The 23,723-nt window shown below is 55.3% G+C and carries 17 protein-coding genes and 1 tRNA gene; 4 read left to right on the forward strand and 14 right to left on the reverse strand.

From position 1 onward, the window contains the following. Positions 1-71 precede the first annotated feature (71 nt). The 6 genes from bcsC to bcsR are packed head-to-tail and all read right to left on the reverse strand — an operon-like array spanning position 72 to position 10,682. Positions 72-3,566: a cellulose synthase complex outer membrane protein BcsC gene (gene bcsC, locus ACTU3N_RS03845; protein ID WP_443084815.1), complete on the reverse strand. Its 3,495-nt coding sequence runs from the start codon at positions 3,564-3,566 to the stop codon at positions 72-74. Further along, on the reverse strand, positions 3,548-4,657 hold the full coding sequence (gene bcsZ, locus ACTU3N_RS03850; RefSeq protein ID WP_443084816.1) for a cellulose synthase complex periplasmic endoglucanase BcsZ: 1,110 nt from the start codon (positions 4,655-4,657) through the stop codon (positions 3,548-3,550). The genes bcsC and bcsZ overlap by 19 nt, the downstream gene beginning before the upstream one ends. Continuing rightward, entirely contained in the window at positions 4,658-7,090 is a 2,433-nt protein-coding gene (gene bcsB / locus ACTU3N_RS03855; RefSeq protein ID WP_443084817.1) for a cellulose biosynthesis cyclic di-GMP-binding regulatory protein BcsB, read from the reverse strand. Between the two features lie 25 nt (positions 7,091-7,115). Then, entirely contained in the window at positions 7,116-9,719 is a 2,604-nt protein-coding gene (gene bcsA / locus ACTU3N_RS03860) for a UDP-forming cellulose synthase catalytic subunit (protein WP_443084818.1), read from the reverse strand. Then, positions 9,716-10,480: a cellulose biosynthesis protein BcsQ gene (gene bcsQ / locus ACTU3N_RS03865; protein ID WP_443084819.1), complete on the reverse strand. Its 765-nt coding sequence runs from the start codon at positions 10,478-10,480 to the stop codon at positions 9,716-9,718. Before bcsQ ends, bcsA begins: the two co-directional genes overlap by 4 nt. Positions 10,481-10,493: 13 nt before the next feature. Then, positions 10,494-10,682 carry a cellulose biosynthesis protein BcsR gene (gene bcsR / locus ACTU3N_RS03870; RefSeq protein ID WP_443084820.1) on the reverse strand — a complete coding sequence of 63 codons (189 nt, stop codon included), beginning with the start codon at positions 10,680-10,682 and terminating at the stop codon, positions 10,494-10,496. A gap of 171 nt (positions 10,683-10,853) precedes the next feature. Here bcsR and bcsE point away from each other — a divergent pair, with 171 nt between their 5' ends. Genes bcsE through bcsG form a run of 3 tightly spaced genes read left to right on the forward strand, consistent with a single transcriptional unit; the run spans position 10,854 to position 14,279 of the window. Next, positions 10,854-12,413: a cellulose biosynthesis c-di-GMP-binding protein BcsE gene (gene bcsE / locus ACTU3N_RS03875; protein ID WP_443084821.1), complete on the forward strand. Its 1,560-nt coding sequence runs from the start codon at positions 10,854-10,856 to the stop codon at positions 12,411-12,413. Continuing rightward, entirely contained in the window at positions 12,410-12,607 is a 198-nt protein-coding gene (gene bcsF / locus ACTU3N_RS03880) for a cellulose biosynthesis protein BcsF (protein WP_443084822.1), read from the forward strand. Before bcsE ends, bcsF begins: the two co-directional genes overlap by 4 nt. Further along, on the forward strand, positions 12,600-14,279 hold the full coding sequence (gene bcsG / locus ACTU3N_RS03885; protein ID WP_443084823.1) for a cellulose biosynthesis protein BcsG: 1,680 nt from the start codon (positions 12,600-12,602) through the stop codon (positions 14,277-14,279). Before bcsF ends, bcsG begins: the two co-directional genes overlap by 8 nt. A gap of 42 nt (positions 14,280-14,321) precedes the next feature. Here the strand turns inward: bcsG and dppF are convergent, their stop codons facing one another. The 5 genes from dppF to dppA all read right to left on the reverse strand — a co-directional run bounded on the left by dppF (position 14,322) and on the right by dppA (position 20,040). After that, on the reverse strand, positions 14,322-15,347 hold the full coding sequence (gene dppF / locus ACTU3N_RS03890) for a dipeptide ABC transporter ATP-binding subunit DppF (protein WP_443084824.1): 1,026 nt from the start codon (positions 15,345-15,347) through the stop codon (positions 14,322-14,324). Then, positions 15,344-16,327: a dipeptide ABC transporter ATP-binding protein gene (gene dppD, locus ACTU3N_RS03895; RefSeq protein WP_443084825.1), complete on the reverse strand. Its 984-nt coding sequence runs from the start codon at positions 16,325-16,327 to the stop codon at positions 15,344-15,346. The genes dppF and dppD overlap by 4 nt, the downstream gene beginning before the upstream one ends. 10 nt (positions 16,328-16,337) lie before the next feature. Then, positions 16,338-17,240, reverse strand: a complete 903-nt coding sequence (dppC, locus tag ACTU3N_RS03900; RefSeq protein ID WP_443084826.1) for a dipeptide ABC transporter permease DppC — start codon at positions 17,238-17,240, stop codon at positions 16,338-16,340. Between the two features lie 9 nt (positions 17,241-17,249). Then, a complete protein-coding gene (gene dppB, locus ACTU3N_RS03905; protein WP_443084827.1) occupies positions 17,250-18,269 on the reverse strand; it encodes a dipeptide ABC transporter permease DppB in 1,020 nt (339 codons plus the stop codon). Positions 18,270-18,432: 163 nt separating this feature from the next. Beyond that, positions 18,433-20,040 carry a dipeptide ABC transporter periplasmic-binding protein DppA gene (gene dppA / locus ACTU3N_RS03910; RefSeq protein ID WP_443084828.1) on the reverse strand — a complete coding sequence of 536 codons (1,608 nt, stop codon included), beginning with the start codon at positions 20,038-20,040 and terminating at the stop codon, positions 18,433-18,435. A gap of 709 nt (positions 20,041-20,749) precedes the next feature. Between dppA and ACTU3N_RS03915 the strand changes: the two genes are divergently transcribed. Next, entirely contained in the window at positions 20,750-20,965 is a 216-nt protein-coding gene (locus tag ACTU3N_RS03915) for a YegP family protein (protein ID WP_443084829.1), read from the forward strand. Positions 20,966-21,035: 70 nt separating this feature from the next. On the opposite strand, the gene ACTU3N_RS03920 is transcribed toward ACTU3N_RS03915, so the two are convergent. The 3 genes from ACTU3N_RS03920 to ACTU3N_RS03930 all read right to left on the reverse strand — a co-directional run bounded on the left by ACTU3N_RS03920 (position 21,036) and on the right by ACTU3N_RS03930 (position 23,532). Then, positions 21,036-21,112, reverse strand: a tRNA-Pro gene (locus ACTU3N_RS03920). 90 nt (positions 21,113-21,202) lie between these two features. Then, positions 21,203-22,885 (reverse strand): kdo(2)-lipid A phosphoethanolamine 7''-transferase, encoded by a 1,683-nt coding sequence (eptB, locus tag ACTU3N_RS03925; RefSeq protein WP_443084830.1) that lies wholly within the window; start codon positions 22,883-22,885, stop codon positions 21,203-21,205. Positions 22,886-23,100: 215 nt separating this feature from the next. Further along, entirely contained in the window at positions 23,101-23,532 is a 432-nt protein-coding gene (locus ACTU3N_RS03930; protein ID WP_443084831.1) for an organic hydroperoxide resistance protein, read from the reverse strand. Between the last annotated feature and the right edge of the window lie 191 nt (positions 23,533-23,723).

The raw sequence follows: 23,723 nt of genomic DNA on the forward strand, positions 1-23,723 counted from the left end.
GATTATAAAGAAATTAACCGCAGAATATTGGTGTAATACGCTGCGGGCTACCACCAGGAATTTTCCTCTTTTTACCAGTCAGCGTAAGGCGTTAGCGTTTGTGGCGGCAAATCCATATCCCCCTGCCAGCCTGCCTGCGAATAACGCACAAAAATCATCCCGTGGCTTGGGGTGTAATCTTTCGCCTGCTGAATGTCCACGCCAGCGCCAATTGACCAGTTAGCACTCAGGCGACGCTCCACCAGCACCCGGGCGGTATAACCAATACCATGAGAGCTGCTGCTCGAACTGGCGGCGTCTTTATCGGAAAACATCGGTTCGCCATCGGGGAAAAACTGGTTCTCCGGGATCAGGTTTTGTAGCGGATAGCGCTTGATACCGTTGGTTTTCGAGCGCGACCAGGACGCTGAACCGCCCAGCTCCCATGACCAGTTTTCCGTGCGCTTACGCCACATCACCGGTAGCGAAAAAGAGAGATACTGCTGCGGGCTGTAGTAGCCTCCCTGCCCCAGTGTGTACTCACTCAGGTCTTTATCGTAGTGCCACACCATATTGTTAAGACCAATGGTCAGGCGCTCATTGTCTTTGTTGATAAGCTTGTAGTAATAGCCCGTCATCCAGCGCACGCGCCAGTTATCGGCCACATTTTTACCGGTAATCGAGTCAGCATTCAGGCTCGACCACACACCGTTGGCCTCCCCTTTGTCATAACTGATGCTGACACCGCCGCCGGTCGCGCGCACGCCGCCCCAGGTGGTGCCGGTGTTGGTATCTTTTTGCCCGCCAAATGCCAGCAGCGAACTGGAAATCGGTCGCCGGTGCGCGTTAACTGTATAACCTATCGGCCCCAGATCGCCGCTATAACTCAGCCCGCCCACCACATCGACCACATCAAAACCCATCGGAGTGGTACCAAGATCCGCAGCCCAGGTCTGGTTTTGCCAGCCGACAGCGATGCTTGCGCCATGTGCGGTCTGGCTGGTCGCGCCCCGACACGGTGTCGCGGAGCAGGTTCCCCAGTTCGGGTCATAGGTGCCATCGGTCGTCGCAAAGCTGCCCGCATCCATATTCACGGCATCGGTACGGAAAAACATGCGCCCGTCTGCCAGCGGCGCATCGGCCTGCAGCATCGTGGTGTGGGCTTTCAGATCAGAATAGCCGCCGGTACCGCTGGAGCCCCAGTACTCATGTTGCAGCGTGACATTAATATCCTGCTGACGATAAAGACTCGCCGCATCGCTGCGCACGCCGCGCCTGAGCCAGTCATCCGTGGCGTCATTGCGCGTTAAGCGCGTAAAGGTGTCGTTATCCGCCGGGCGCGTGGTTGCCACACCCGAAGCCACCATCGCGTCGTTGTAGGTGTCCAGCGCCTGCTGCGGTTCGCCAGCCCACACCTGAAAACGTGCGGCATCGCGCAGCACCAGCGCGCTTTCCATTGAGGGCGGCTGCGATTTGGCCTGCGGCACAATCGTGCTGAAGATTCGCTGCGCGCTGGCCGTGTCGCCAAGCGAGGCTTGCACCAGCGCCACGCGGCGCTGCGTATTAATAGAAGCCGGTTCTGTTTGCGCAGGCGGCAGTTTTGCCAGCTGCGCCCGCGCCGCCATGGCGTTGCCATCAGCGACATACAGTTCGGTAAGGCCGAGCAATGCGTCCGGGTTTGCCGGTTCGCGTTCCAGCGTCCGGTTGTAAAACTGCTGCGCCCGCGCGTTATCTCCACGCTGCTGCGCCCAGTCGGCAAGCGTTAAATCGAGGCGTGTGGAGACCGGTTGCGCGGCTAACAGCGCTTCGCCTTCCCCTTCACGCCCGCTGTCACGCAGGCGGTTAGCATTATCCAGCACCTGATTGGTTTGCAGCCGGTTCACCAGCTCCTGGATATTGCTGTTCCACTGCGCTTTCGGCAATCCGTTCAGATGATTCAGCGCCGCCAGTTGCTGATTATTGCCCGACAAATAAAGGCTGTAAGCATAGACCTGCTCAGGATCGGCAGGCTTTTGTACCACCAGGCGGTGCATCTGCGAGTCCGCCTCGCCCGGCCGCCCGGCCTGGCGTAAATCGCTGGCCAGCCGGTAGGTTATCCATACGCTGCCGGGGTCGAGCGCCAGCCGCTGGCGCTGTAGCTCTGCCGCCTGCGACCACTGCCCTTTGTCTTCCAGCGCCTGCGCTTGTTGCGCCAGCCGAGCGATGGTCATGCTGCGTTCAATATCTTCGATACTGCGGCGTTGGCTGGCAGAGAGCGACTGAATAAAGCTCTCGGCTTTTTCCGGCGACTGCTGGCGGTAGAGGTTCGCCAGCCCGCGCACCGCGTTGCTGTTATCGCTGTCCATGCGGAGCGCCTGGCGATAAAACCGCTCTGCCACCGCGTTATCTTTACGCGCCAGCGCCGCATCGCCCAGCCCGAGCACCGCATAGCTGTCGCTATCGTCCGTGTTACGTGCCTGTTGATAGGCGCGCTCCGCCTGCGCCGGATTATTAGCCTTTAAAGCCGCATCGCCCTGCTCAATAAATAACCAGTAGCGATTCACCTGAAGCAGGCTTTCCCATTTGCTGCGGCTGCCGCTGTTCGGGTCCAGCGCAATCGCTTTTTCCAGCAGAGGAACCGCGCGGGCGCGATTACCGCTCTGCGAGTACGCCTGGCCCAGCGCGCCGATGGCTTCGCTGTCGCTTTGGTTAGCGTTCACCGCCTGTTGCAGCTCGCCAACCGCCTGCGCGCCTTTACCGGCGCTCACCGCCGCAATGCCGCGCGAGCGGGCGCGAAATGCCGGGTCAGCCAGTTGCTTTTGCTGGCTTGCCAGCAGCGTGCGCGCACTATCAACCGTGTCGCCTTCGCTGAACACCGTTAAAAAGCGCTGAAGTGCCGCCACGCTGGCATCGCTGACCGGCATGTCCTGTATCTGTTGATACCAGAGGCTCGCCGCCGCTGCGCGACCGCTATTGGACTTCGCCATCTGCTCAAGCACTGCGTAGCCTTCCGCATTACGCTCGGTACTAAACAGCAGTTGTGCCAGCGTATTTTGCAACTGCGCGTTGCCGGGGTTAGTCACATTCAGCGCTTTGAGTTTGCCAATGGCTTCATTACGCCGCGCCGGGACTTTGGCCACCACCGACCAGTATTCCACCGCCAGATCGCCATCCGGCTGATTGCCTTTAAACAGTGCTTCATAGGCAGCGATCGCTTCCGGTGCGTGGCCCGTTGTGGCCTGCAAACGCGCCTGTTGCAGCGCCTGACGCCCTTCGGCACCCGAAAGGGTCATGGTAATGACGGAGGATTTATAGGCGCTGGACTCCGGTGCCAGTTGCGCCATGCGGTCGAGCTGTTTTTGCGCCCCGGCGTTATCGCCCTGGCGCAGCAAGTAGCGAAAACGCGCGGCGATCACCTCCGGGTTGTCTGCATCAATCAATTCGAGGCGATACAGAGACTGGCGCACCAGATCTTCACGTTTGGTTGCTTCGCCAAGACGCACCTGCTCCAGCAGCTGTTGCTGTGCAGTGGGTTCGGCTGCGCGCGAACCGGGCGTCAGCGCAAGGCCGAGTGAGAGACAAAGCAAACTTAGTGTGAACTTGTGCATTCCTGGCCCCAGTCTGGTTGTAGCTCACCACGAGGGGTGAAACGAAAACGGTGCTGATCCCAGCCTTGCCCGAACAAAGTCAGAACAAAGCTGTAGTAGGCATCGCTGCCGGGAAAATGGTCAGCAACCTTCTGGCGCTGAATTGCCAGCGCGTCACTATTCTGTAAAAAGGGCAGCATCGCCGCAGCGAACCCCACCGGGCCGTTGCCCTCGACCTTGCCTGTCGCAATGCTGGCCTTTTCCGGCACGGCATTGTTTTTTATCGTTGCCGTCGCCATCGGTTTAAATTTTTCCAGCAGGCGCGCTTTTTGCCCGTCGCTGCCGTGCATCATGCCGACCCACAAATAGACGCGGATAGCATCATAGCTACCAATAAGCGGCTTTTCGGGTTTCAATTGCCAGCCTTTATCTTTTTGATAACTCACCCAATCCGGCGAAAAGCCTTTCGGAGTGGTCTCCAGCAGCAGCCGGAGGTTGGTTTCGCGAAGCGTTGACCAGGGCGCACCAAAACGGGTGAAATAATTCGCCAGCTGCGGCGGCAGGTAGCTTGGGTTAAAACGCCAGAGCGCAGGCTCGGCGAAGCCCACTTTGCCAGGCAGCAGCATGGAGCCCAGCCCCGGCACATTGACCACTTCTTCTTGCGCGATACGGGTAAGCAGCGCTTTGCCCAGCGTGGTGTAGCGCGCCTCTTTCCACAATCGTCCGGCTTCCAGCAAAGACCAGGCAATCCAGATATCCGCATCCGAGGCCGAGTTGGTGTCCAGCACCGTCCAGCTGTTATCGTCCTTTTTCCCCCAAAGCCAGGCGGGAAGGTGAGCACCCAAATCCCCTTGCGCGAGGTTGTTTTGCGTCCAGTTCAACAGGCTGTCAAACGCGGGCCTGTCATTCGCCGCCAGCGCAAAAAACAGCGCATAGCTCTGGCCTTCGGAGGTGGTAATTTTGCGCGCGTCGCTGGGGTCGATAACCCGCCCGCCGTCGCTGATATAAGCCTGTCGGAATTGCTCCCAGGCAGGCCACGTGCAGGCGGCGTGGCTATTTAGCCCCGCCAGCAGCAGAGTTATCATTAACATCCAGCGTAGCGCGCGCATCATTTATTTCTCACGGTCCGGGTCGAGGCGACGGCGGCTGATAATTCGCAGCAAGCGCCACAGCACCCATGCCAACAACACCACGCTGATAGCCGCCAGCACGGCCAGCAGCACCGGATGGTTCGCCATCGCATACCAGATGCGCTCAAACCACGGCAGGTGGCCCACGTAGTAGATATCCCCCACGCGCAAGCTGTTTACGCCGGACTCACGAATGACCGCCACCGAACCAAAAATCGCCGCACGCTTACCGCTATCGTTAATCGCTTCGTTGAGTAACTCATAGCCGCGCGGGCTGTCAGCCAGCAGCGCGATGACGCTGCGCTGATCGTTGTACGGTGACTGGAAGCCGATAACCGCCGCCATCGGGCCGCCGGAACCGATCGTCGTTTGTGCTCCGGCTTGCTGATCGGTCGCATCAGGCGAGATAGACGGCAGCGCCGCCTGGCGCAGCGGTGTTTTCACCCAACTTTGTGCCGCTTCCACCAGCAGATCGATGCGCTTGTCATCTTTTAACTGCGTCGGGATGGTACCGATAATCATGATATCCGCGTCTTTGTCCTTGATCTGGTTGCCATCGTTGGTCAACTGCAGATTAATGGCCGGAAAGCCGGTCTGCGCGCCCACATAGCCCAGCGTTTCAAGCAGCGTACTCAACTGGCCAGGCGTTGGTTGTGACGGTACCACCACTATCGTTTGTGACAAATCAGCCATACGGCTGAATGGGAAACCGGCGTTGGCGAAAGCACGCAGGTCCGGCATAGCGATAAAGTGATAATACTTCGAGAAATCAATGGTTGAGTCATCACCAATCACCACACGGTTCTGCACCGGCTGGAACGTGACGCAGTTTTCAATCGTGCCGCCAGGCATCGGGTTCACATACTGGAAGTCGAAGCGCAGCTGGTTATTCACCCCCAGTTTCAACGCCGGGATCGAGACGTCTGTCTTGCTATCCAGCAGCCCTTGCAGCACGGGGATATGCAGCAGCAGTTGGTTAGAATCCTGGTTACTGACCAGGTTGAAAGCCTGCAAGAACTGATTATTCAGGCTGATATCCATGCGCGAGTTATCTTTGGTCGGCGGCGCGGTGTAACGATAGTTAAGCCGCATATCAATACCGCTACTGTGCAGCAGGTAAAGATCCGGCGGCAGATTCAGCGACACGCCTATTGGCGCAGGCACCAGCCCGGTGGATTGCAGCTGCTCTTCATATGATTTCAGTTCGCCTAATGTCACCGGGCGATCGGTACGGATCCAGTTCGGCGCATCGTACGGTTTGCGCGCCAGCAGCGGTTTCACTTCATCAACCGTCACGCTATCACCACGGAACAGCACATTCCCCTGGGCGATACCTTTTGCCGCCTGCAACAAGTCCTTATCGTCACGCCCGAAGACCACCAGCAGCTTGGCATACGGATCGTTGGGATGATTCATCATGGTAATGGTCGGCGCTTTTACCGCTGGCGCATCGCGCAGGAAGTCCGGACGTTTATCATTGGTGGCGAAAACAATCGCGTTGCTGTCCGGCAGGGTGTTGTAAGAGACCGGGAAGGTCTGCCCGCGCCAGCCAGCCCGCGAGCCGAACCAGGAGGCAATCACCGATGCGGCCTGCTGCTGCATAAGATCAGGCGCTGCGGCAAACACCATTGGCAAGCTCAGTGGGCGGTTATCGCGCGGGTCAAAGAACGGCACAGGGAAGTGCGAGAGATCGTTTTGCACCGCCAGCTTCTGGTACGTCATCTCCAGCGAGCTGGTACGGTTTACATCGAGCCATAACGTACTGCTGGACGGGTTTTCGCACACGTCGCGGTAATGCCCGACAAACTCCAGACGCACACGGTTAAAGTCGGTAATAAACAGCGGGTTGATAGGCATCTGCGCCTGGGTTTTCTTGCCAAGCTGCTCTTTCGTTACCGGCAGCACGCCCATCAACTCATCATTCAAATAAACCTTCAACTGAGATTGTACCGGCAGCAGCGACGGCGACGGTGTGTACTCAAGGTTGAGCACCGCGTTGGTTACCAGCTCGTCGCTGCGCGTACCAAACTCAATGCCGCCATTCGGACTGACGCCGCGAAGCACCATGCTACCCGGCGGTGGCGCAATCTGGGCAAAGGTCAGCTTCACATCGCGCGACGGCGCGCTACCGTCCACCACCGGCGCATTTGCGCCTTGCACGCCCGGCATCACCTGCCCGATAACCGGGTTCCCGGCAGGCGCAGGCATGGTTTGCCCTTCGCCTGGCGTCGTGGGCGTCAAGGCTTCCGCCTGGTTCGGTGCCTGGGTTACCACCGGCTGCGTGGCAGGCGCGACGGTCGGCACGCCTGGTGCGGCGGTCGCCGCAGGGTTAGCGGGCGCCGCGTGGGTCATCATCAGGGGAAGCGCGCTCATTCCCACAGCCAGTGCACAAATCCATGAACGTTTTTTTGTCATTGCCTATTCATCATTGTTGAGCCAATCACGTCATCGGTTGCTGCAACGTCACATTCCGCGCCGGGGGACGCGGAATAAATGACACCACCCAGGACACCAGATTGATGAGTGAGCGGAAAATCATTTTTACCGACGAGGGAGCAAATTCCGCGAGATGGCGATAGCCGCGGAAACCCAGTTTTAAAATATCAAACAAACTTTCCAGAGGTTTATCTTCCGGGAAGCTGTCCTGCCACAACGCCCAGGTATCCGCGCGGGCAAATGTACATTGTACAAAATCAATATGTTGTTGCGTGGTCAGCGGCATCAATTGCAGGCCGACCTGATTGCCGGAAACACGTGCGACGGTGGTGGGGAAGACATACTCCTGCTGCCCGCGTTTAAGCAGCAAACTCACCTTTTGCCCTTCCAGCACCTGCCCCTGACCATTGATTTTAATGCCCAGGCCACCGTCGGAGAAGTCATGCACGGTGCAGGAAAACAGGTGCCCATCCTCACGGGCAAGCGCCGCAGGCATGGACATCTCTACGCGGTGAGCGCGGCGCACCTGTTTGCTCTCGACCGAAACCGCCACCGCGCCGCCAAGGATGACCATGTTATAGAACACCCAGGCAAGGCTTACGCAGACGGTGAGGATTTCGTTTTCCGGGCCATAGAAGTAGCGCCAGATACCGAACAGCACGCCGACGAGATTCAGTAATACAAGGAAGATATACGGTCGGGAAATCACCCAGTCCACATACTCCTCTTCCACCAGGCCGCCTTTGGCGGTGACGTTAAATTTGCCTTTATGCGGGTTTATCAGCGCCACCAGCGTCGGCGGCGCAATATACCAGGCCAGCACCGTTTCGTAGATCTCGCTCCAGAAAGAGTGGCGGTATTTGCCCTGAATTTTTGAGTTAGTCAGGCTTGCGTGGATCATATGCGGCAACACAAACAGCGCAATCATTATCGCCGGGGCGTAAATGATATAGGCATGCAGCAACAAAAAGGCCAGCGGCGCGGTCAGGAAGATAAGCCGCGGCACGCCCGATAAAAAGTGCATCATCGCATTGACGTAGCACAGGCGCTGCGCAAGCTTCAGGCCGCGCCCGAACAACGGGTTATCGAGACGGAAGATTTGAATCATACCGCGCGCCCAGCGAATACGCTGGCCGATATGGGCCGATAAACTCTCGGTTGCCAGGCCTGCCGCCTGCGGGATGCGCATATAAGCAGAGGTATAGCCGAGGCGGTGCAAACGCAGGGAGGTGTGCGCATCTTCCGTCACGGTTTCTACCGCAATGCCGCCGATTTTATCCAGCGGTTCGCGGCGAATCACCGCACAAGAGCCACAGAAGAAGGTGGCATCCCACATGTCGTTGCCATCCTGTACCAGGCCGTAAAAGAGCGTGCCTTCATTCGGCGTTTTACGAAAACGCCCAAGGTTGCGCTCGAACGGGTCCGGCGAGAAAAAGTGGTGCGGCGTTTGCATCATCGCCAGCTTTTTCTCTTTCAGGAACCAGCCCATGGTCATTTGCAGGAAGGAGCGCGTCGGCACGTGGTCGCAGTCAAAAATCGACACAAACTCGCCCTTCGCGTATTTGAGCGCGTTATTGATATTGCCCGCTTTGGCGTGTTCATGCGTGGTACGGGCGATATACTCGACGCCGACCTTTTTCGCGAACGCGCGAAACTCCTCGCGCCCGCCATCATCCAGAATCCAGATGGTCAATTTGTCTTTCGGCCAGTCAATGCCCAGCGAAGCATAAATAGTGTTTTTCACCACGTTGAGATCTTCGTTATAGGTCGGCACGAAGATATCCACCGTTGGCCACAAGGACATATCTTTCGGGAGCGGCACCGGCTGGCGATTGAGCGGCCATACTACCTGGAAATAGCCGAGCACCAGCACCACCCACGCGTAGGTTTCGGCAAACAGCAGCACCAGCCCGCACACCAGGCTCACCGGATCGTCCCAGTTAAGGGTTGAGGTATAGCGCCACCAGATATAGCGGCAGGACACCGTCAGCGACAGCACAATGAGCATCAGCGCCGAGAAGCGCCCAGGAATGCGCCGCACCAGCAACGCCACGCCCCATAACAGCATCAGGAAGATAAACTGTGACAGCGGGTTAAACGGCTGAGTGATACAGACCAGCGCAAGGATCAGCGAAAACACTACAATCACGCCAAGAATAAAGCGACGCAAACGCGGGCTGATATGCCCCAGCTCTTTTTGGTGCTCAAGATGCCCGGTACGGTTCGTTACGCGCTGCGGCAAGGCATCGAGCCAGTTATACCAACGGCTGCGCAGAGAATACATGCGGGCAAAACGCTGGCGGCGCGGCGAGCGCGGCGGCCCCCACGGTAGCGTAATCAACAGCCACAGGGTCTGTAAGAAATAGCGCGCCGGGTCAAGCGGGCGTGGTTTGTCCGGGTTGATATGGGGAAACCAGCGCTGTTGCTGTGCGCGTAGCTGCTGCCAGCGCGGGTGCTCCAGCGGAATAAACATCCACGCCAGCACCGCCCAGAAGCAGCCTGATGCGGCGCTAAACGCAGAAGCGCCATGGCGACGATAGTGCTGATAGCGCGCGCTTAAACGTGCGCTTACCGGCGGGATCAACAGCCAGGCGGTAAGGCGACTCATGGCGTGCTCCTTTCCTGCCGTGAGTCCTCTTCATGTGCTTTGCCGAAATTGAGTATGCACCAGTTCGCCAGCGTCATGACTTCTTCTGCGGCCAGCGCATCGCTACGGTATTCACCGAGCGGCTGCTTGGCGGCCATACATTCAGCCACCGCTTCATCACGATGAATGGACACCGGCAGCATATGACGCTGGCTTTGTAGCCACACCTGCCAGAGGTCATCCTGGATCTGGCTCCCCAGGCGCAAATCATTCACCAGCAACCAGGTATCTGTTGGCAACGGTTGCTGATGCAAGCGAACGTGACAGTTGGTGTCCGGCTTAATCACCGTCAACGTGTGATCGCATAGCTCGATAAAGGGGCGTGTTAGTGAAGAAAAACCGTGCGGCAGATCGATAAGTACCCATTGATAATGAGACTGGCTTTGCAACGTGCGCACGATAGCCGTGAGTTGGTTCAGCATGGCAGGCTGCGCAGGCAAATTCTCCGCTTCGCTCGCCGTGAGCTGACCAAAGGGTAAAATGTCGAGCAATGATGTGTAGCGCATGCCTGCGTCGCGCCAGTCGTGACCGTCCAGCAGCGCGCGCGCCCAGCCATTACTCTGGGCGAAGTCGATATTAAATGAGAGACGCAGAAGATTTTCGGGGCAAGCATCAATAACCAGCACCGATTCGCCCAATGCCTGTAATGACCAGGCCAGCGCTGCGGTAATAGACGTTGTCCCCACACCGCCGCGAATCCCCTGTATACCCAATGTGGCCATCCACAGAATCCTTTTATTGTTGATGGGCAAATTCAGCCAGTAGCGGCCAGCGTTTAATCGCAGCCGCCAATTGTTCACGTTGGGAAATATCGGCGTAGTCAATTTCCGGCAAGGAGAAGGCCTTACTCAGTGCAAGGAAATCGTTCTGGAATGTATAACCCAGCGCTGGTTCGATTTGAATTAAGGGTGCATCATTATGCATTCTGGACCGATCCGTTTGAATAAAAACAGTAATACAGAAGTAGCAAGGCTTCGTGCCCAGGAAATTTCGTTTACATGCTAAATCTGATGTTCTTTAATTTCAATGTTAGGTTTATTTCTCAGCTTTCGCTAGTAAACTGAGAGACAGTTAAATTAGCTCAAGAGGGACATCGTGAACCCCCTATTTTCTATTGGCATTAAGTCATTATGGGACGAATTGCGTCACATGCCTGCAGGCGGCGTCTGGTGGGTCAATACTGACCGCGAGCAGGACGCGCTAAGCCTGATGAATCAAACGTTAGCCGCCCAGCAAAGGCAGGCGAAAGTGGCGGTAATTGGGATGGGTAACGACCCACAAAAAGTGATCAAATTAGATGAAGATCACGGTCCAGAAAAAATCCGTCTTTTCACTATGCCTGACCAGGAAAAAAGCCTCTCTTTTTTTACCAGCGATTTAGTTTGTTCGCTTGAGCCTAAAAATTATTTGCTGATATTGATCGGCGCTAATAATGCCTGGAAGAATATTCCTACATCTCGTTTACATAGTTGGTTAGAAAAAACTAATGAGTGGGCGATATATCACAACTGCACTTTGCTCGTTATTAACCCTGGTAATAATAATGATCAGCAATCATCAATTCTTATGAGCAAATACCGAACATTGTTTGGTCTTGCCAGCTTACGTTATCAGAGCGATATATATCTTTATGATGTCGCCTGGTGGTGTAACGACAAAGGCATCAGCGCCCGCCAGCAGCTAAAGCTGAACCAGCAAGATGGCCTCTGGCAATTAGCAAAACAGGAAGAAGCCTCGGTGCAACCGCGCAGCGACGAGAAGCGCATCCTTTGTAACGTCGTGGTGCTGGAAGGCGCACCGGCGCTATCTGAGCACTGGTCATTGTTCGATAACAACGAAGCGCTGTTTGAAGAAGCGCGTACATGCCAGGCGGCAACGATTGTTTTTGCCCTGACGCAGAATAACCAAATAGAGAACCTTGCCCGCCAGATCCATACCCTGCGCCGCCAGCGCGGCAATAATTTGAAAATTATTATTCGTGAAAGCCAGACCAGCCTGCGCGCCACGGATGAAAGGCTGATGCTCGGCTGCGGTGCTAATATGGTTATCCCGTGGAACGCGCCGCTGTCGCGCTGCCTGACGATGATTGAGAGCGTGCAGGGGCAGCAGTTTAACCGCCTGGTGCCGGAAGATATCGCCACCCTGCTGTCGATGACGCAGCCGCTGAAACTGCGCGGTTTCCAGCCGTGGGGCGCGTTTTGCGACGCCGTCAGCACGATGGTCAATAACCCGTTGCTGCCGCCGCACGGTAAAGGCGTAATGGTTGCTCTGCGCCCGGTGCCCGGCCTTCGGCTTGAACAGGCCCTGACCCTGTGCCGCCCTAATCGCGTGGGTGATATCGCGACCATTGGCGACAACAGATTGATGCTTTTCCTATCGTTTTGCCGGGTCAACGACCTCGATACGGCGCTAAATCATATTTTTCCCCTGCCTATCGCCGACATTTTTACCAATCGCATGATTTGGTTTGAAGATAATACAATCGCCGCAGAGTTGCTCAAAATGCGCGCATTATCGGCGGAGAAATGGGGTAAACCGCTCACGACAAACAACGGAGTGAAGAAGGTGGTCAATGTCGAGCACGACGGCTCCGTCTGGCGTCGCACACCTGAACCCTGCCGCTTATTTAGCGCGGTCACGGAGCGTACATCATGATGTCCGTCAGCGATATTATTCAGCTTGTGGTGCTTTGCGCGATTATCTTTTTCCCCCTGGGCTACCTTGCACGCCACTGGCAGCGCCCGATTCGTACCGCGTTGCGTTTACTGTTTACTAAACCTCGCTATGTGAAATCCGCCGGAATATTACGTCGGGACTTGACCTCCAGGGCAGAGCGCAAACATGACTAATCAAACAATGACTCCTTCAATGCCTTCGCCGCTGTGGCAATACTGGCGCGGCCTGTCCGGCTGGAACTTCTATTTTCTGGTGAAGTTTGGCCTGCTGTGGGCAGGCTATTTGAATTTCCACCCGATGTTGAACCTGGTCTTTATGGCCTTTTTGCTGATGCCGCTGCCGCGCCTGAGCCTGCACCGTTTGCGCCACTGGATTGCGCTGCCGATTGGTTTTGGGCTGTTCTGGCACGATACCTGGCTGCCTGGGCTTGAAAGTATGATGAGCCAGGGCTCGCAGGTGGCAGGTTTTAGTGCAGACTATCTGCTGGATCTGGTGTTACGTTTTATTAACTGGCAGATGATTGGCGCGGTGTTCGTCCTGCTGGTGGCCTGGCTGTTTGTGTCGCAGTGGATTCGCGTCACCGTATTTGTGGTCGCCATTATGATCTGGCTAAACGTTCTGACGCTGACAGGCCCGGCGTTTAATTTGTGGCCCGGCGGCCAGCCCACCACTACGGTCACCACTACTGGCGGTTCGGCGGCTGCAACGGTCGCCGCCGCAGGCGATACGCCCGTCGTGGGCGATATCCCGGCGCAAACTGCTCCGCCAACCTCAGAAAACCTCAACGCCTGGCTTGCCAGTTTCTATGCGGCGGAAGAGAAGCGCCAGAGCACTTTTCCGGCGCAGCTGGCGGCCGATGCGCAGCCGTTTGACCTGCTGGTTATCAATATCTGCTCTCTCGCCTGGTCGGATATTGAGGCGTCAGGGCTGACCTCGCACCCGCTGTGGTCGCATTTCGACATGGTCTTTAAGCACTTTAATTCTGCCACAGCGTACAGCGGCCCGGCGGCGATTCGCCTGTTGCGTGCAAGTTGCGGGCAGTCTTCGCATAAAAACCTTTATCAACAGGCAGGCTCGCAGTGTTATCTGTTTGATAACCTGGCGAAGCTGGGCTTTACCCAACAGTTGATTATGGATCACAACGGTGAGTTCGGCGGTTTCCTTAAAGAAGTGCGTGATAACGGAGGAATGCAGGTGCCGCTGATGGATCAATCAGGTCTGCCGCCGGTGCTGCTCTCCTTTGATGGCTCGCCGGTGTTTGACGACACCGCAGTATTGAACCGCTGGATGGAGTCCGAGCCGTTCAAGAACGGTCAGCGCACGGCAACCTTCTATAACCTGCTGCCGCTGCACGATGGCAACCACTACCCAGGCGATCGCAAAACCGCGGATTACAAACTGCGCGCTCAGAAGCTGTTTGATGAACTGGACGCGTTCTTTACGCAGTTAGAGAAATCCGGGCGCAAAGTGATGGTGGTGCTGGTGCCGGAACATGGCGCGGCGTTGCAGGGCGATAAGATGCAGGTGTCTGGCCTGCGCGATATCCCCAGCCCGTCTATTACTAACGTACCGGCGGCGATTAAGTTCTTCGGCATGAAAGCGCCGCATCAGGGCGCGCCGATGGAAATCACCCAGCCGAGCAGCTTCCTGGCGGTGTCAGAGATTGTGACGCGCGTGCTGGATGGCAAAATCTTTAACGAAGAGAACGTGAACTGGCAGCAGCTTACGGATGATTTGCCGCAGACCGCACCGGTTTCTGAAAATGCTAACGCGGTGGTTATTCAGTACCAGAACAAGCCGTATGTGCGCTTGAATGGCGGCGATTGGGTGCCGTATCCACAATGATGTGCAGCATCCCCCCTCGTGGATGAGGGGGGAGTGTAAGGTTTAAAGCGGCGATTTTTCGAACGATTTCTCTCCGTTTTCATCCTGATCAACCGCGAAGCACGCCACCAGTTGCCCACCGTAATCTTTGAGCTGCGGCTGCAACTGCGTACAAGGCCCAAAACGGCGGCGGCAGCGGGCATTAAACGCACAGCCTGGCGGCGGGTTCAGCGGGCTTGGCAGCTCGCCGGTGAGTTTAATACGCTCGCGACGCTCGTCCGGGTTCAGGCGCGGCGTGGCGGAGAGCAGCGCCTGCGTGTACGGATGGCGCGGGTTGGAGAAGATCTGATCTTTGCTGCCTTTCTCAACGCAGCGGCCAAGATACATCACCATCACTTCGTCAGCGATATGCTCCACCACCGACAGGTCGTGGGAGATAAACACATACGAAAGCCCCAGGTCCTGCTGCAAATCCATCATCAGGTTCAATACCTGCGCACGCACGGAAACATCCAGCGCGGAGACCGGTTCGTCGGCAATCACCACGTCCGGGTCCAGCATCAGACCACGGGCGATAGCGATACGCTGGCGCTGACCGCCGGAAAACATGTGCGGATAGCGATCGTAATGCTCGGTTTTCAGCCCGACTTTCGCCATCATCGCCAGCGCTTTTTCCCGGCGCACCTCTTTACTCAGAGAAGTGTTGATCAGCAGCGGTTCTTCGAGGATCTGCCCCACTTTTTTACGTGGGTTGAGCGATCCGTAGGGATTCTGAAAAACGATTTGGATCTTTTGCCGACGCAGCTTCTGCGCCTGCGGATCGTGCTTCAGCAGATCCTGACCTTGATAGTACAACTCACCGCCGGTCGGGGTTTCGATCATCGTCAGCAGGCGGCCAAGCGTGGATTTACCACAGCCGGATTCGCCCACCACCGCCAGCGTTTTGCCGCGCTCCAGGCTAAACGATACGCCATCCAGCGCTTTGACCAGGCGCTCCGGGGCAAACAGCCCTTTCTTCACCGGGTAGTGTTTTTTCAGATCGATAGCCTGCAACAGCGGCTGTTGCAAGGTGGCCTCGTGCGTACTCATAGTGTGGGCCTCCCGGCGTCATCGAGTGGGTAGTGACATTTTGACTGACGTCCACCATCAACAGTGTTCAGGTCCGGCTCTTGCTCGCGGCACTTGTCAGTTGCATACGGGCAGCGCGGGTTAAGCAGGCAGCCGGTCGGACGGTCATATTTGCCCGGCACCACGCCTGGCAACGAGGCCAGCCGCGCCTTATCCTGCGCAAATTCCGGCAGCGCGCGCAGCAGCGCCTGGGTGTACGGATGGCGCGGCGCGCGGAAGATATCTTTCGCTTCGCCGGTCTCCACGACCTGGCCTGCATACATCACGATAATTTTATGTGCCGCTTCCGCCACCAGCGCCAGGTCGTGGGTTATCAGGATCAGCGCCATGTTCTCTTTTTGCTGCAATTCCAGCAAAAGTTCGATGATCTGCGCCTGAATCGTCACGTCCAGCGCGGTCGTGGGTTCGTCAGCAATTAACAGTTTCGGCTGGCAGGCAATGGCCATCGCAATCATGACGCGCTGGCTCATACCGCCAGAAAGCTGATGCGGGTAAACGTCCAGCCGCGAAGCAGGATCGGGAATCCCGACCTGGTTTAACAAGTCAATGGCGCGCTGACGGCGGGTTTTCTTATTACCGCCCTGATGCACCTTAATCGCTTCCATAATCTGGAAACCGACGGTATAGCACGGGTTAAGGCTGGTCATCGGGTCCTGGAAAATCATCGCCACTTCAGAACCCACCAGACTGCGGCGCTCTTTTTCCGAAATGCGTTGTAAATCCTGGCCGTTGAACTCCAGATTGTTTGCCATCACGCGGCCAGGGAAGTCAATCAGCCCCATTATTGCCAGCGAACTGACCGATTTACCGGAGCCGGACTCACCGACAATCCCCACCACTTCACCCTGACTCACGCTATAGCTCACGCGGTCAACGGCGCGGAATTCGGCGCCTACATCGCCGAAATGCACCGATAATTTATCTACATTTAATAACGCCATCTCGAACCTCTTACTGCTTCAGTTTGGGGTCGAGCGCATCACGCAGGCCGTCACCCATCAGGTTAAATGCCAGCACCGTCAGCAGGATCGCGACACCAGGGAAGGTCACGACCCACCAGGCGCTTTGCGCGAACTGCAACACGTCGGAGAGCATGGTGCCCCACTCCGGCGTTGGCGGTTGCGCACCCATGCCGAGAAAGCCAAGGGCGGCCATATCGAGAATGGCGTTAGAGAAGCCGAGCGATGCCTGAACAATCAGCGGCGCAAGGCAGTTTGGGAAAATATTGACGAACATCTGGCGCATCGCCCCCGCTCCGGCCACGCGGGAAGCGGTGACATAATCGCGGTTCACCTCGACCAGCACGGCGGCGCGGGTAAGGCGCACATAGTGCGGCAATGCCACAAAGGTGAGCGCCAGCGAAGCGTTAACGATAGACGGGCCGAATATCGCCACCAGCACCAGCGCCAGCAACAGGCTCGGCAGCGCCAGCATAATATCGACAACACGCATAATGATATTATCGATCAAACCGCCGAAGTAACCCGCTACCAGGCCCAGAATAATACCGGCGACCAACGACAGCACCACCACCAGGCAGCCGACCAGCAGCGACAAGCGCGCGCCAAACATCAGTCGCGACAGGGTATCGCGACCTACATCATCAGTACCAAGAATATGCGCCCAGCTTCCGCCATCCTGCCAGACCGGCGGCGCCAGCAGGGCATCGCGGAACTGTTCAGCCGGGTTATAAGGCGCCAGGAAATTGGCGAACACGGCAATAATCAGCATGATCACAACATAAGTCAGGCCAACCACCGCGCCTTTGTTACGTTTGAAATAGTGCCAGAACTCTTGCAGCGGCGTCATCGGCACGGGTGCCGCGACAACTTTAGTTTCAGTAACCTGTGACATGATGTCCCCTTACTTCTTATGCCGAATACGCGGGTTCACCACGCCGTAAAGCAGGTCGACTAACAGGTTGACGAGGATAATCATAGTCGCGACCAGCAATACACCCCCCTGTACCACCGGGTAATCACGGCGTTGCAGGGCATCAATCAACCAGCGCCCCAGGCCCGGCCAGGAGAAGATGGTTTCCGTCAGAATGGCCCCGGCCAGCAGCGTACCGACCTGCAAACCGATAACCGTGACCACCGGCAGCATCGCATTACGCAGCGCATGCACGACGATGACTCGCATTCGGGTTAAGCCTTTCGCGCGGGCAGTACGGATGTAATCTTCACCGAGCACTTCCAGCATAGAAGAGCGCGTCATACGCACAATCACCGCCAGCGGAATCGTGCCCAGCACAATGGCGGGCAGAACCATATGGGCAAGCGCATCGATAAAGTTGCCCTCCTCGCCCCAGATGGCGGTGTCTATCAACATAAATCCGGTCAATGGGTTCGTGTCATCGAGGAACACCATATCGCTGACGCGCCCGGAGACGGGTGTTAAGTTGAGCTGCACCGAGACCAGCATAATCAGCATCATGCCCCACCAGAAGATAGGCATTGAATAACCGGTTAATGCAAGGCTGACGGCGGTGTGATCGAAGATAGAACCGCGTTTCACGGCGGCGAGAACGCCGACAGGTATCCCCACGGCAACGGCAAAAATCATGGCGCAGATACCGAGTTCCAGCGTCGCTTTAAAACGCGGCACGAACTCGTCCCACACCGGAAGACGGCTCTTAAGAGAGAGACCTAAATCACCATGCAGTACGCCATAAACGTAATTGACGTATTGCTGCCAGAGCGGCTTGTCGAGACCAAGCTCGGCCAGCAGCTGGGCGTGACGCTCAGGAGAGATACCGCGCTCACCCGCCATGATCATCACCGGATCGCCGGGGATCATATGGACAAAGGCAAAGGTGAGAAGAGTGATACCGATAAACGTTGGGATAACCAGCCCCAGACGTCGGAGAATGAACTGCAACATAACCCGGATTCTCAGTAGTGACGCGCGCCTGGTGACGGCACGTCTGTATTGCTCACAAATATAAATCCCTCCCCCTTGCGGGAGAGGGTGAAGGCGAGAGAGGCATTAGCCCCCTCGCCCCGGCCCTCCCCCTCAGGCGAGAGGGGATCAGGCTGCGTATTTATTATTCAACCGTCACGTTTTTGAAGTTGTGTTTCCCTAATGGATCAACAACATAACCTTTGACTTCTTTACGTACAGGCTCATACACGGTGGAGTGCGCTACGATCAGCGCCGGCGCCTGGTCATGCATCACGACCTGAGCCTGTTTGTACAGTTCAATACGTTTGTTGTGATCGTCAGCAGCACGCGCCGGTTGGATCAGGTCCTCAAACGGTTTATAGCACCAGCGGGAGTAGTTGGAGCCGTCTTTCGCCGCCGCACAGCTGAACAGCGTGGCGAAGAAGTTATCCGGGTCCCCGTTGTCGCCGGTCCAGCCCATCATCACCGCCTGATGTTCGCCTGCTTTGGCGCGCTTGAGGTATTCACCCCACTCATAGGTGACAATTTTGGCCTGTACGCCGACCTTCGCCCAGTCAGCCTGAATCATCTCCGCCATGCGGCGCGCGTTCGGGTTGTACGGACGCTGTACCGGCATCGCCCACAGCTCAACGGTAAAGCCTTTCTCGTGGCCTGACTCTTTCAGCAGTTGTTTGGCTTTTTCAACGTCGTAGGTGTAATCCTGCACGTCATCGTTATAGCCCCACATGGTCGGCGGGATCAGGTTTTTCGCCTCAACGCCCGCGCCCTGGTATACCGCTTTGATGATCGCTTCTTTGTTCACCGCGTAGGTCAGCGCCTGGCGCACTTTTACGTCATCAAACGGTTTCTTCTCGGTGTTGAAAGACATGTAGCCAACGTTCAGACCCGCCTGTTCCAGCAGGTTGATGTTTTTGTCCTGCTTCATACGTGCGATATCAGCCGGGTTCGGGTAAGGCATTACCTGGCATTCGTTTTTCTGCAGTTTGGCATAACGCACGGAGGCGTCCGGTGTGATGGAGAAGACCAGGCGATCGATCTTCGGCTTTTCGCCCCAGTAGCCATCAAACGCTTTGTACAGAATGCGGGAGTCTTTCTGGTATTGCAGAAGCTGGAACGGCCCGGTGCCGATCGGGTCGAGATCCACTTTATCCGGCGTACCGGCTTTGAGCATATTATCGGCGTACTCTTTGGAGAGAATGGAGGCAAAATCCATCGCCAGGTCAGCCAGGAATGGGGCTTCCGGGCGCGTCAGTACGAATTGAACCGTATTGTCGTCGACTTTTTTCACTTCGCTAATCAGCTCAGGAAGGCCCATGCCTTCGAAGTATTCATAGCTGCCGCCGGAGATTTTATGGTACGGGTTCTGCTCGTTTTTCTGGCGGTCAAAGGTGAATACAATGTCATCTGCGTTGAGTTCACGCGTCGGTTTAAAACCCTTATTGCTCTGCCATTTCACGCCTTTACGCAGGTGGAAGGTATAGGTTTTACCGTCTTCGCTGACGTCCCACTTTTCAGCAAGCCCCGGAATCACTTCCGTGGTGCCTAATTTGAATTCCACCAGGCGGTTATAGATTGGCACCGAGCTGGCGTCATAGGTGGTTCCAGAAGTAAATAGCTGTGGGTTGAAGCCTTCAGGCGAACCTTCAGAACAATAAACCAGGGTTTTTGCCTGCACGCTTGCTGCTACCGTCATTGCCACCAGGCTAAGACCAAGCTTCAGCATCCCTGACTTCTTCAAGGAAATACTCATTGATTCTGCTCCAATGTGATATGTGTTGTTACCCTTGCGTTGGGTATGTCCGACAGGCCTTTTTTAGTTTTTTAACCGGTCTGATCGGTTGTGCCCGAAGGCTATGAGAGATGGGAAGTCCTTTTACAGGCTTGACTGAGTTGCAGTGCAGATTGTCCTTGAAATGCCCCTCATGTCTTACAATCTGTCAACAGAATGTCAAAACGTCAATACAGGTAACCGGGATTTACAACGTTGCTGCGAAACAGTAAACAAACTTTAAAAAAAGTTCTGGTCTCTATATTCAGCAGAGAAATTTGTGCTACCGCCATGTTAGTAGAACAATCCACTTGATAATGTCATCTATCCAGTGATTAACAATTATGCAGTTTATGAAAAATTTCTTGCAGAATGATGAATATCTGAGCGATTAATTCCGCGAACGTTAAAACGCACAGCTAAAAATGCTGCCTTTATCCATAAGCAACGCGAAAAAAAGATTTAAAGATATATAAAAAAATACAATGGAAAATCGTCCAAAACGCCAGGCTGGCAGAGTGAAGCAAGGAAAACAGGTATTTTCCCTGGTTATGTTTTTTACGATCACACGCCAGCGAATGCGTAGCATAATCTGAAAAAATAATGAGCTATTTTTTTAAAACAGACTTTTCTCCATACTGAATACGCCGTGCGTTAACGGCTTTAATTCAATTATTCAATGGAGTGAAGAATGGGTTATTTCTTGCTTAAAAAATCACAGAAAAAGACCGACCAGCCGTACTATTTTGTCCTTTATGCCTCTAACGGAGAGCCGATTGCCACCAGCGAAATGTATGCATCCAAGCAGGGCGCGCAAAACGGTATTCGCTCCGTAAAAGAAAATGCGCCGACGGCGGAGATACGTGATTTGACCGCCAATGCTGCGAGCGCGACAGGCAAGCACTAACCGCGCCTGTCTGTGAAGGTGCCGCCTGAAAAGCAAAAAGCCCAACCTTGCGGTTGGGCTTTTTTGAATTTGGTCGGTGATAGAGGATTCGAACCTCCGACCCCTTCGTCCCGAACGAAGTGCGCTACCAGGCTGCGCCAATCACCGAATGCGGGGCGCATCTTACTGCCGTGACACCGCCCCGTCAATCCCCTAAGCTAAAAAAGCTAACTAATTGGCGAGAAAGCCATCAGCCGCTTATTTCACTGCCTGCGACGGTAAACGACACCAGTTATTGTTCTCGTTAATCCCACCGTCTGGCGAGGTATAACCGAGGCAACCCATAACCGTATCGTATAGCTCAACGTGGCGGCGCGCGGTTTTATACTCCGCCTGCTGATTAAGTTGCGCAAACATTTTGGCCTTGTCCGGGTCCTGCAAATACGCATCGGACATCCATACCATCATCGGCACGCGGAACTGCTCCGGCGGCGCCATATGGCGCGGCGTACCGTGTAAGTGCTCCCTCTCATTGATTGACTCACCATGATCGGTCGCATAGAAAATAATCGCCTTACGATCGCGCAGCTTATCAATCACGCTGCTGATAAAGTGATCCACATAGGCCACCGAGTTATCGTAAGAGTTAATCATCTCCTGCTTACTGCACTTATCGTCCACACCAATGCATTCAGGCGTCCACTGGGCAAAGCTGCGCGGATAGCGCTGCGTGTAGTTAAAGTGTGAACCTTTGGTATGCAGGATAACCATATGCTTGCCGCCGTTTTTATTGTCCAGCGAGCGCTGCATCTCATCAACCAGCAGCATATCATCCACGGTTTTGCCCCGGTTACGCGGCTCTGCGCCTATCTGCTCGCGATAGGCGATGTTGTCTGCCATCGTGTTGCTATAGAACCAGATCTCGCTCTGCATGGCGTACAGATCCGTCGAGAAACCGAGCTGTTTTAGCACGGCAAACACGTTTTGCTCTTTCAGCGTTCGCTGAGGGTTACTTTCTGCCCCGCCCTCGCGGACAAACATGCAGCGCAAAGAGAGCTTGGTCGCGGTATCACAGGAGTAGCCGCGAAAAGCCACCAGGTTTTTCTCCTGCGCCAGTTTCGGGGTGGTATTGCGCTCATAACCAAATAAACCCATATGATCCCAGCGCGTGGTTTCACCGATAATAAAGACCACCCATGTATCATCGAGACTGTCGGGCGCGACATAGATAAATTTCGTCGCCGGGTTCATTAATGAATTATTATCGGATGATTCATCCACCTGCGCCCAGGCATACAGCCCCAGCGCCGAGAGCCAGTTAGAGGGCAAATAAGAGTTTGCCACCACGCCGCCATAGCTTGGCATATCAATGCCGGAAGCGCGCTCTACGCTCTTTTGCTGGATATCAAGCAGGCGAATCGGCCCCCATACCATTAACCCAGCCAGCACCACCAGGCTCAGGCTACGCCAACGCTGCCCTGGCGTACGCAGCTGGCGCAGCAGCGTGTAACGGCTGCGGTTATTCCAGATAAAGAACATCGGTAGCGCGCTGACTGCCGCTACCCAGGCGAAAAGCTGCCAGCCCACGACTTCTTTCGATAAATCGATGTCCGTGGTCATCACCGAGGCGATAATACCGTAGCCAATCACCACATTTAAAAAAGTCATGTAATAGCTGGCGCCTGCGGAGAATAACACCACTAAAGAGGCCAATATTCGCCAGGCGCGGCGACCAAAGAGCGATAAAATACGCAAAAGAAAGAACGTCACCAGCACCGTGGCAACCAGTTCAACAGCGACAGATAATCCTTTCCAGAGCGTGAACGCTTGTGCATAACCGTCGAACCGACGATAAAAAACTGCACTATTCATAAACAGGCCGATATATAACGCCAGCAGGAAGCTCAGCTTCTGCTGGGTCATTGCTTTGATATAACTCATGCAAACAAACCCTGAAATACGGGAAAAATAAGCTCCTGGCTGCCGTTACGCAGAACGATAGCAGGCTAATTGCGAAGGAAGTTACAACGGAAAACTTCTAAAGCACGGTAAGTAGACCATAGCGAGGGGAAAAAGTGTCATAAGGAAATGCGTACCGGCCACATATTTACAAAAATATATGGCCAGCATCGGTTAAATGTAACCGGAATGTTATATCAGGAAGTAATTACATTCAGTTTTACGTCAATATTGCCACGGGTCGCATTGGAATAAGGGCAAACAATATGCGCTTTCTGCACCAGTTCTTCCGCTTCCTGATGATCCATACCCGGCAGATGAATATCCAGCTGCGCTTCGATGCCAAAACCAGTGGGTAACGGGCCGATGCCAACTTGCCCTTCAATAAACGCATCTTGTGGAACTTTCTTCTTCTCCTGGGAAGCAACGTGTTTTAACGCTCCCAGGAAACAGGCGGAATAACCAGCGGCAAACAGCTGCTCCGGGTTGGTCACTTCACCACCCGCTCCCCCCATCTCTTTCGGCACACCCAGTTTGACATCCAGCACGCCATCTGAAGAGGTTGCGCGGCCATCACGGCCTCCGGTTGCTTTCGCTTTAGCGCGGTAAACCACTTTTTCTAAAGACATTTGTGACTCCTTCTGTTGGAAGAACCTGACTAGTAAGGATAGACGCTTTACGCACAGTTGGCGGGATGACTAGTCCTGATATAGGTTGACACTCTTCCGCCTGTAAAACGCCTGATGAACATCATCAGGCGTTTTGTATTTCAGGGCCAGATGTGGCCGTTCATGGTTATAAATTGCCACAGATTCTTTTA

Origin of the sequence: Vagococcus sp. WN89Y, from assembly GCF_052220145.1 — a bacterium.
In the GTDB taxonomy this organism is placed as follows: Bacteria; Pseudomonadota; Gammaproteobacteria; order Enterobacterales; family Enterobacteriaceae; genus Kosakonia.

Excerpts from the sequence above, each read along its gene's own strand:
- bcsC (WP_443084815.1), bottom strand. The coding sequence starts at position 3,566 with ATGCACAAGTTCACACTAAGTTTGCTTTGTCTCTCACTCGGCCTTGCG.
- bcsZ (WP_443084816.1), bottom strand. The coding sequence starts at position 4,657 with ATGATGCGCGCGCTACGCTGGATGTTAATGATAACTCTGCTGCTGGCG.
- bcsB (WP_443084817.1), bottom strand. The coding sequence starts at position 7,090 with ATGACAAAAAAACGTTCATGGATTTGTGCACTGGCTGTGGGAATGAGC.
- bcsA (WP_443084818.1), bottom strand. The coding sequence starts at position 9,719 with ATGAGTCGCCTTACCGCCTGGCTGTTGATCCCGCCGGTAAGCGCACGT.
- bcsQ (WP_443084819.1), bottom strand. The coding sequence starts at position 10,480 with ATGGCCACATTGGGTATACAGGGGATTCGCGGCGGTGTGGGGACAACG.
- bcsR (WP_443084820.1), bottom strand. The coding sequence starts at position 10,682 with ATGCATAATGATGCACCCTTAATTCAAATCGAACCAGCGCTGGGTTAT.
- bcsF (WP_443084822.1), top strand. The coding sequence starts at position 12,410 with ATGATGTCCGTCAGCGATATTATTCAGCTTGTGGTGCTTTGCGCGATT.
- bcsG (WP_443084823.1), top strand. The coding sequence starts at position 12,600 with ATGACTAATCAAACAATGACTCCTTCAATGCCTTCGCCGCTGTGGCAA.
- dppF (WP_443084824.1), bottom strand. The coding sequence starts at position 15,347 with ATGAGTACGCACGAGGCCACCTTGCAACAGCCGCTGTTGCAGGCTATC.
- dppD (WP_443084825.1), bottom strand. The coding sequence starts at position 16,327 with ATGGCGTTATTAAATGTAGATAAATTATCGGTGCATTTCGGCGATGTA.
- dppC (WP_443084826.1), bottom strand. The coding sequence starts at position 17,240 with ATGTCACAGGTTACTGAAACTAAAGTTGTCGCGGCACCCGTGCCGATG.
- dppB (WP_443084827.1), bottom strand. The coding sequence starts at position 18,269 with ATGTTGCAGTTCATTCTCCGACGTCTGGGGCTGGTTATCCCAACGTTT.
- dppA (WP_443084828.1), bottom strand. The coding sequence starts at position 20,040 with ATGAGTATTTCCTTGAAGAAGTCAGGGATGCTGAAGCTTGGTCTTAGC.
- ACTU3N_RS03915 (WP_443084829.1), top strand. The coding sequence starts at position 20,750 with ATGGGTTATTTCTTGCTTAAAAAATCACAGAAAAAGACCGACCAGCCG.
- eptB (WP_443084830.1), bottom strand. The coding sequence starts at position 22,885 with ATGAGTTATATCAAAGCAATGACCCAGCAGAAGCTGAGCTTCCTGCTG.
- ACTU3N_RS03930 (WP_443084831.1), bottom strand. The coding sequence starts at position 23,532 with ATGTCTTTAGAAAAAGTGGTTTACCGCGCTAAAGCGAAAGCAACCGGA.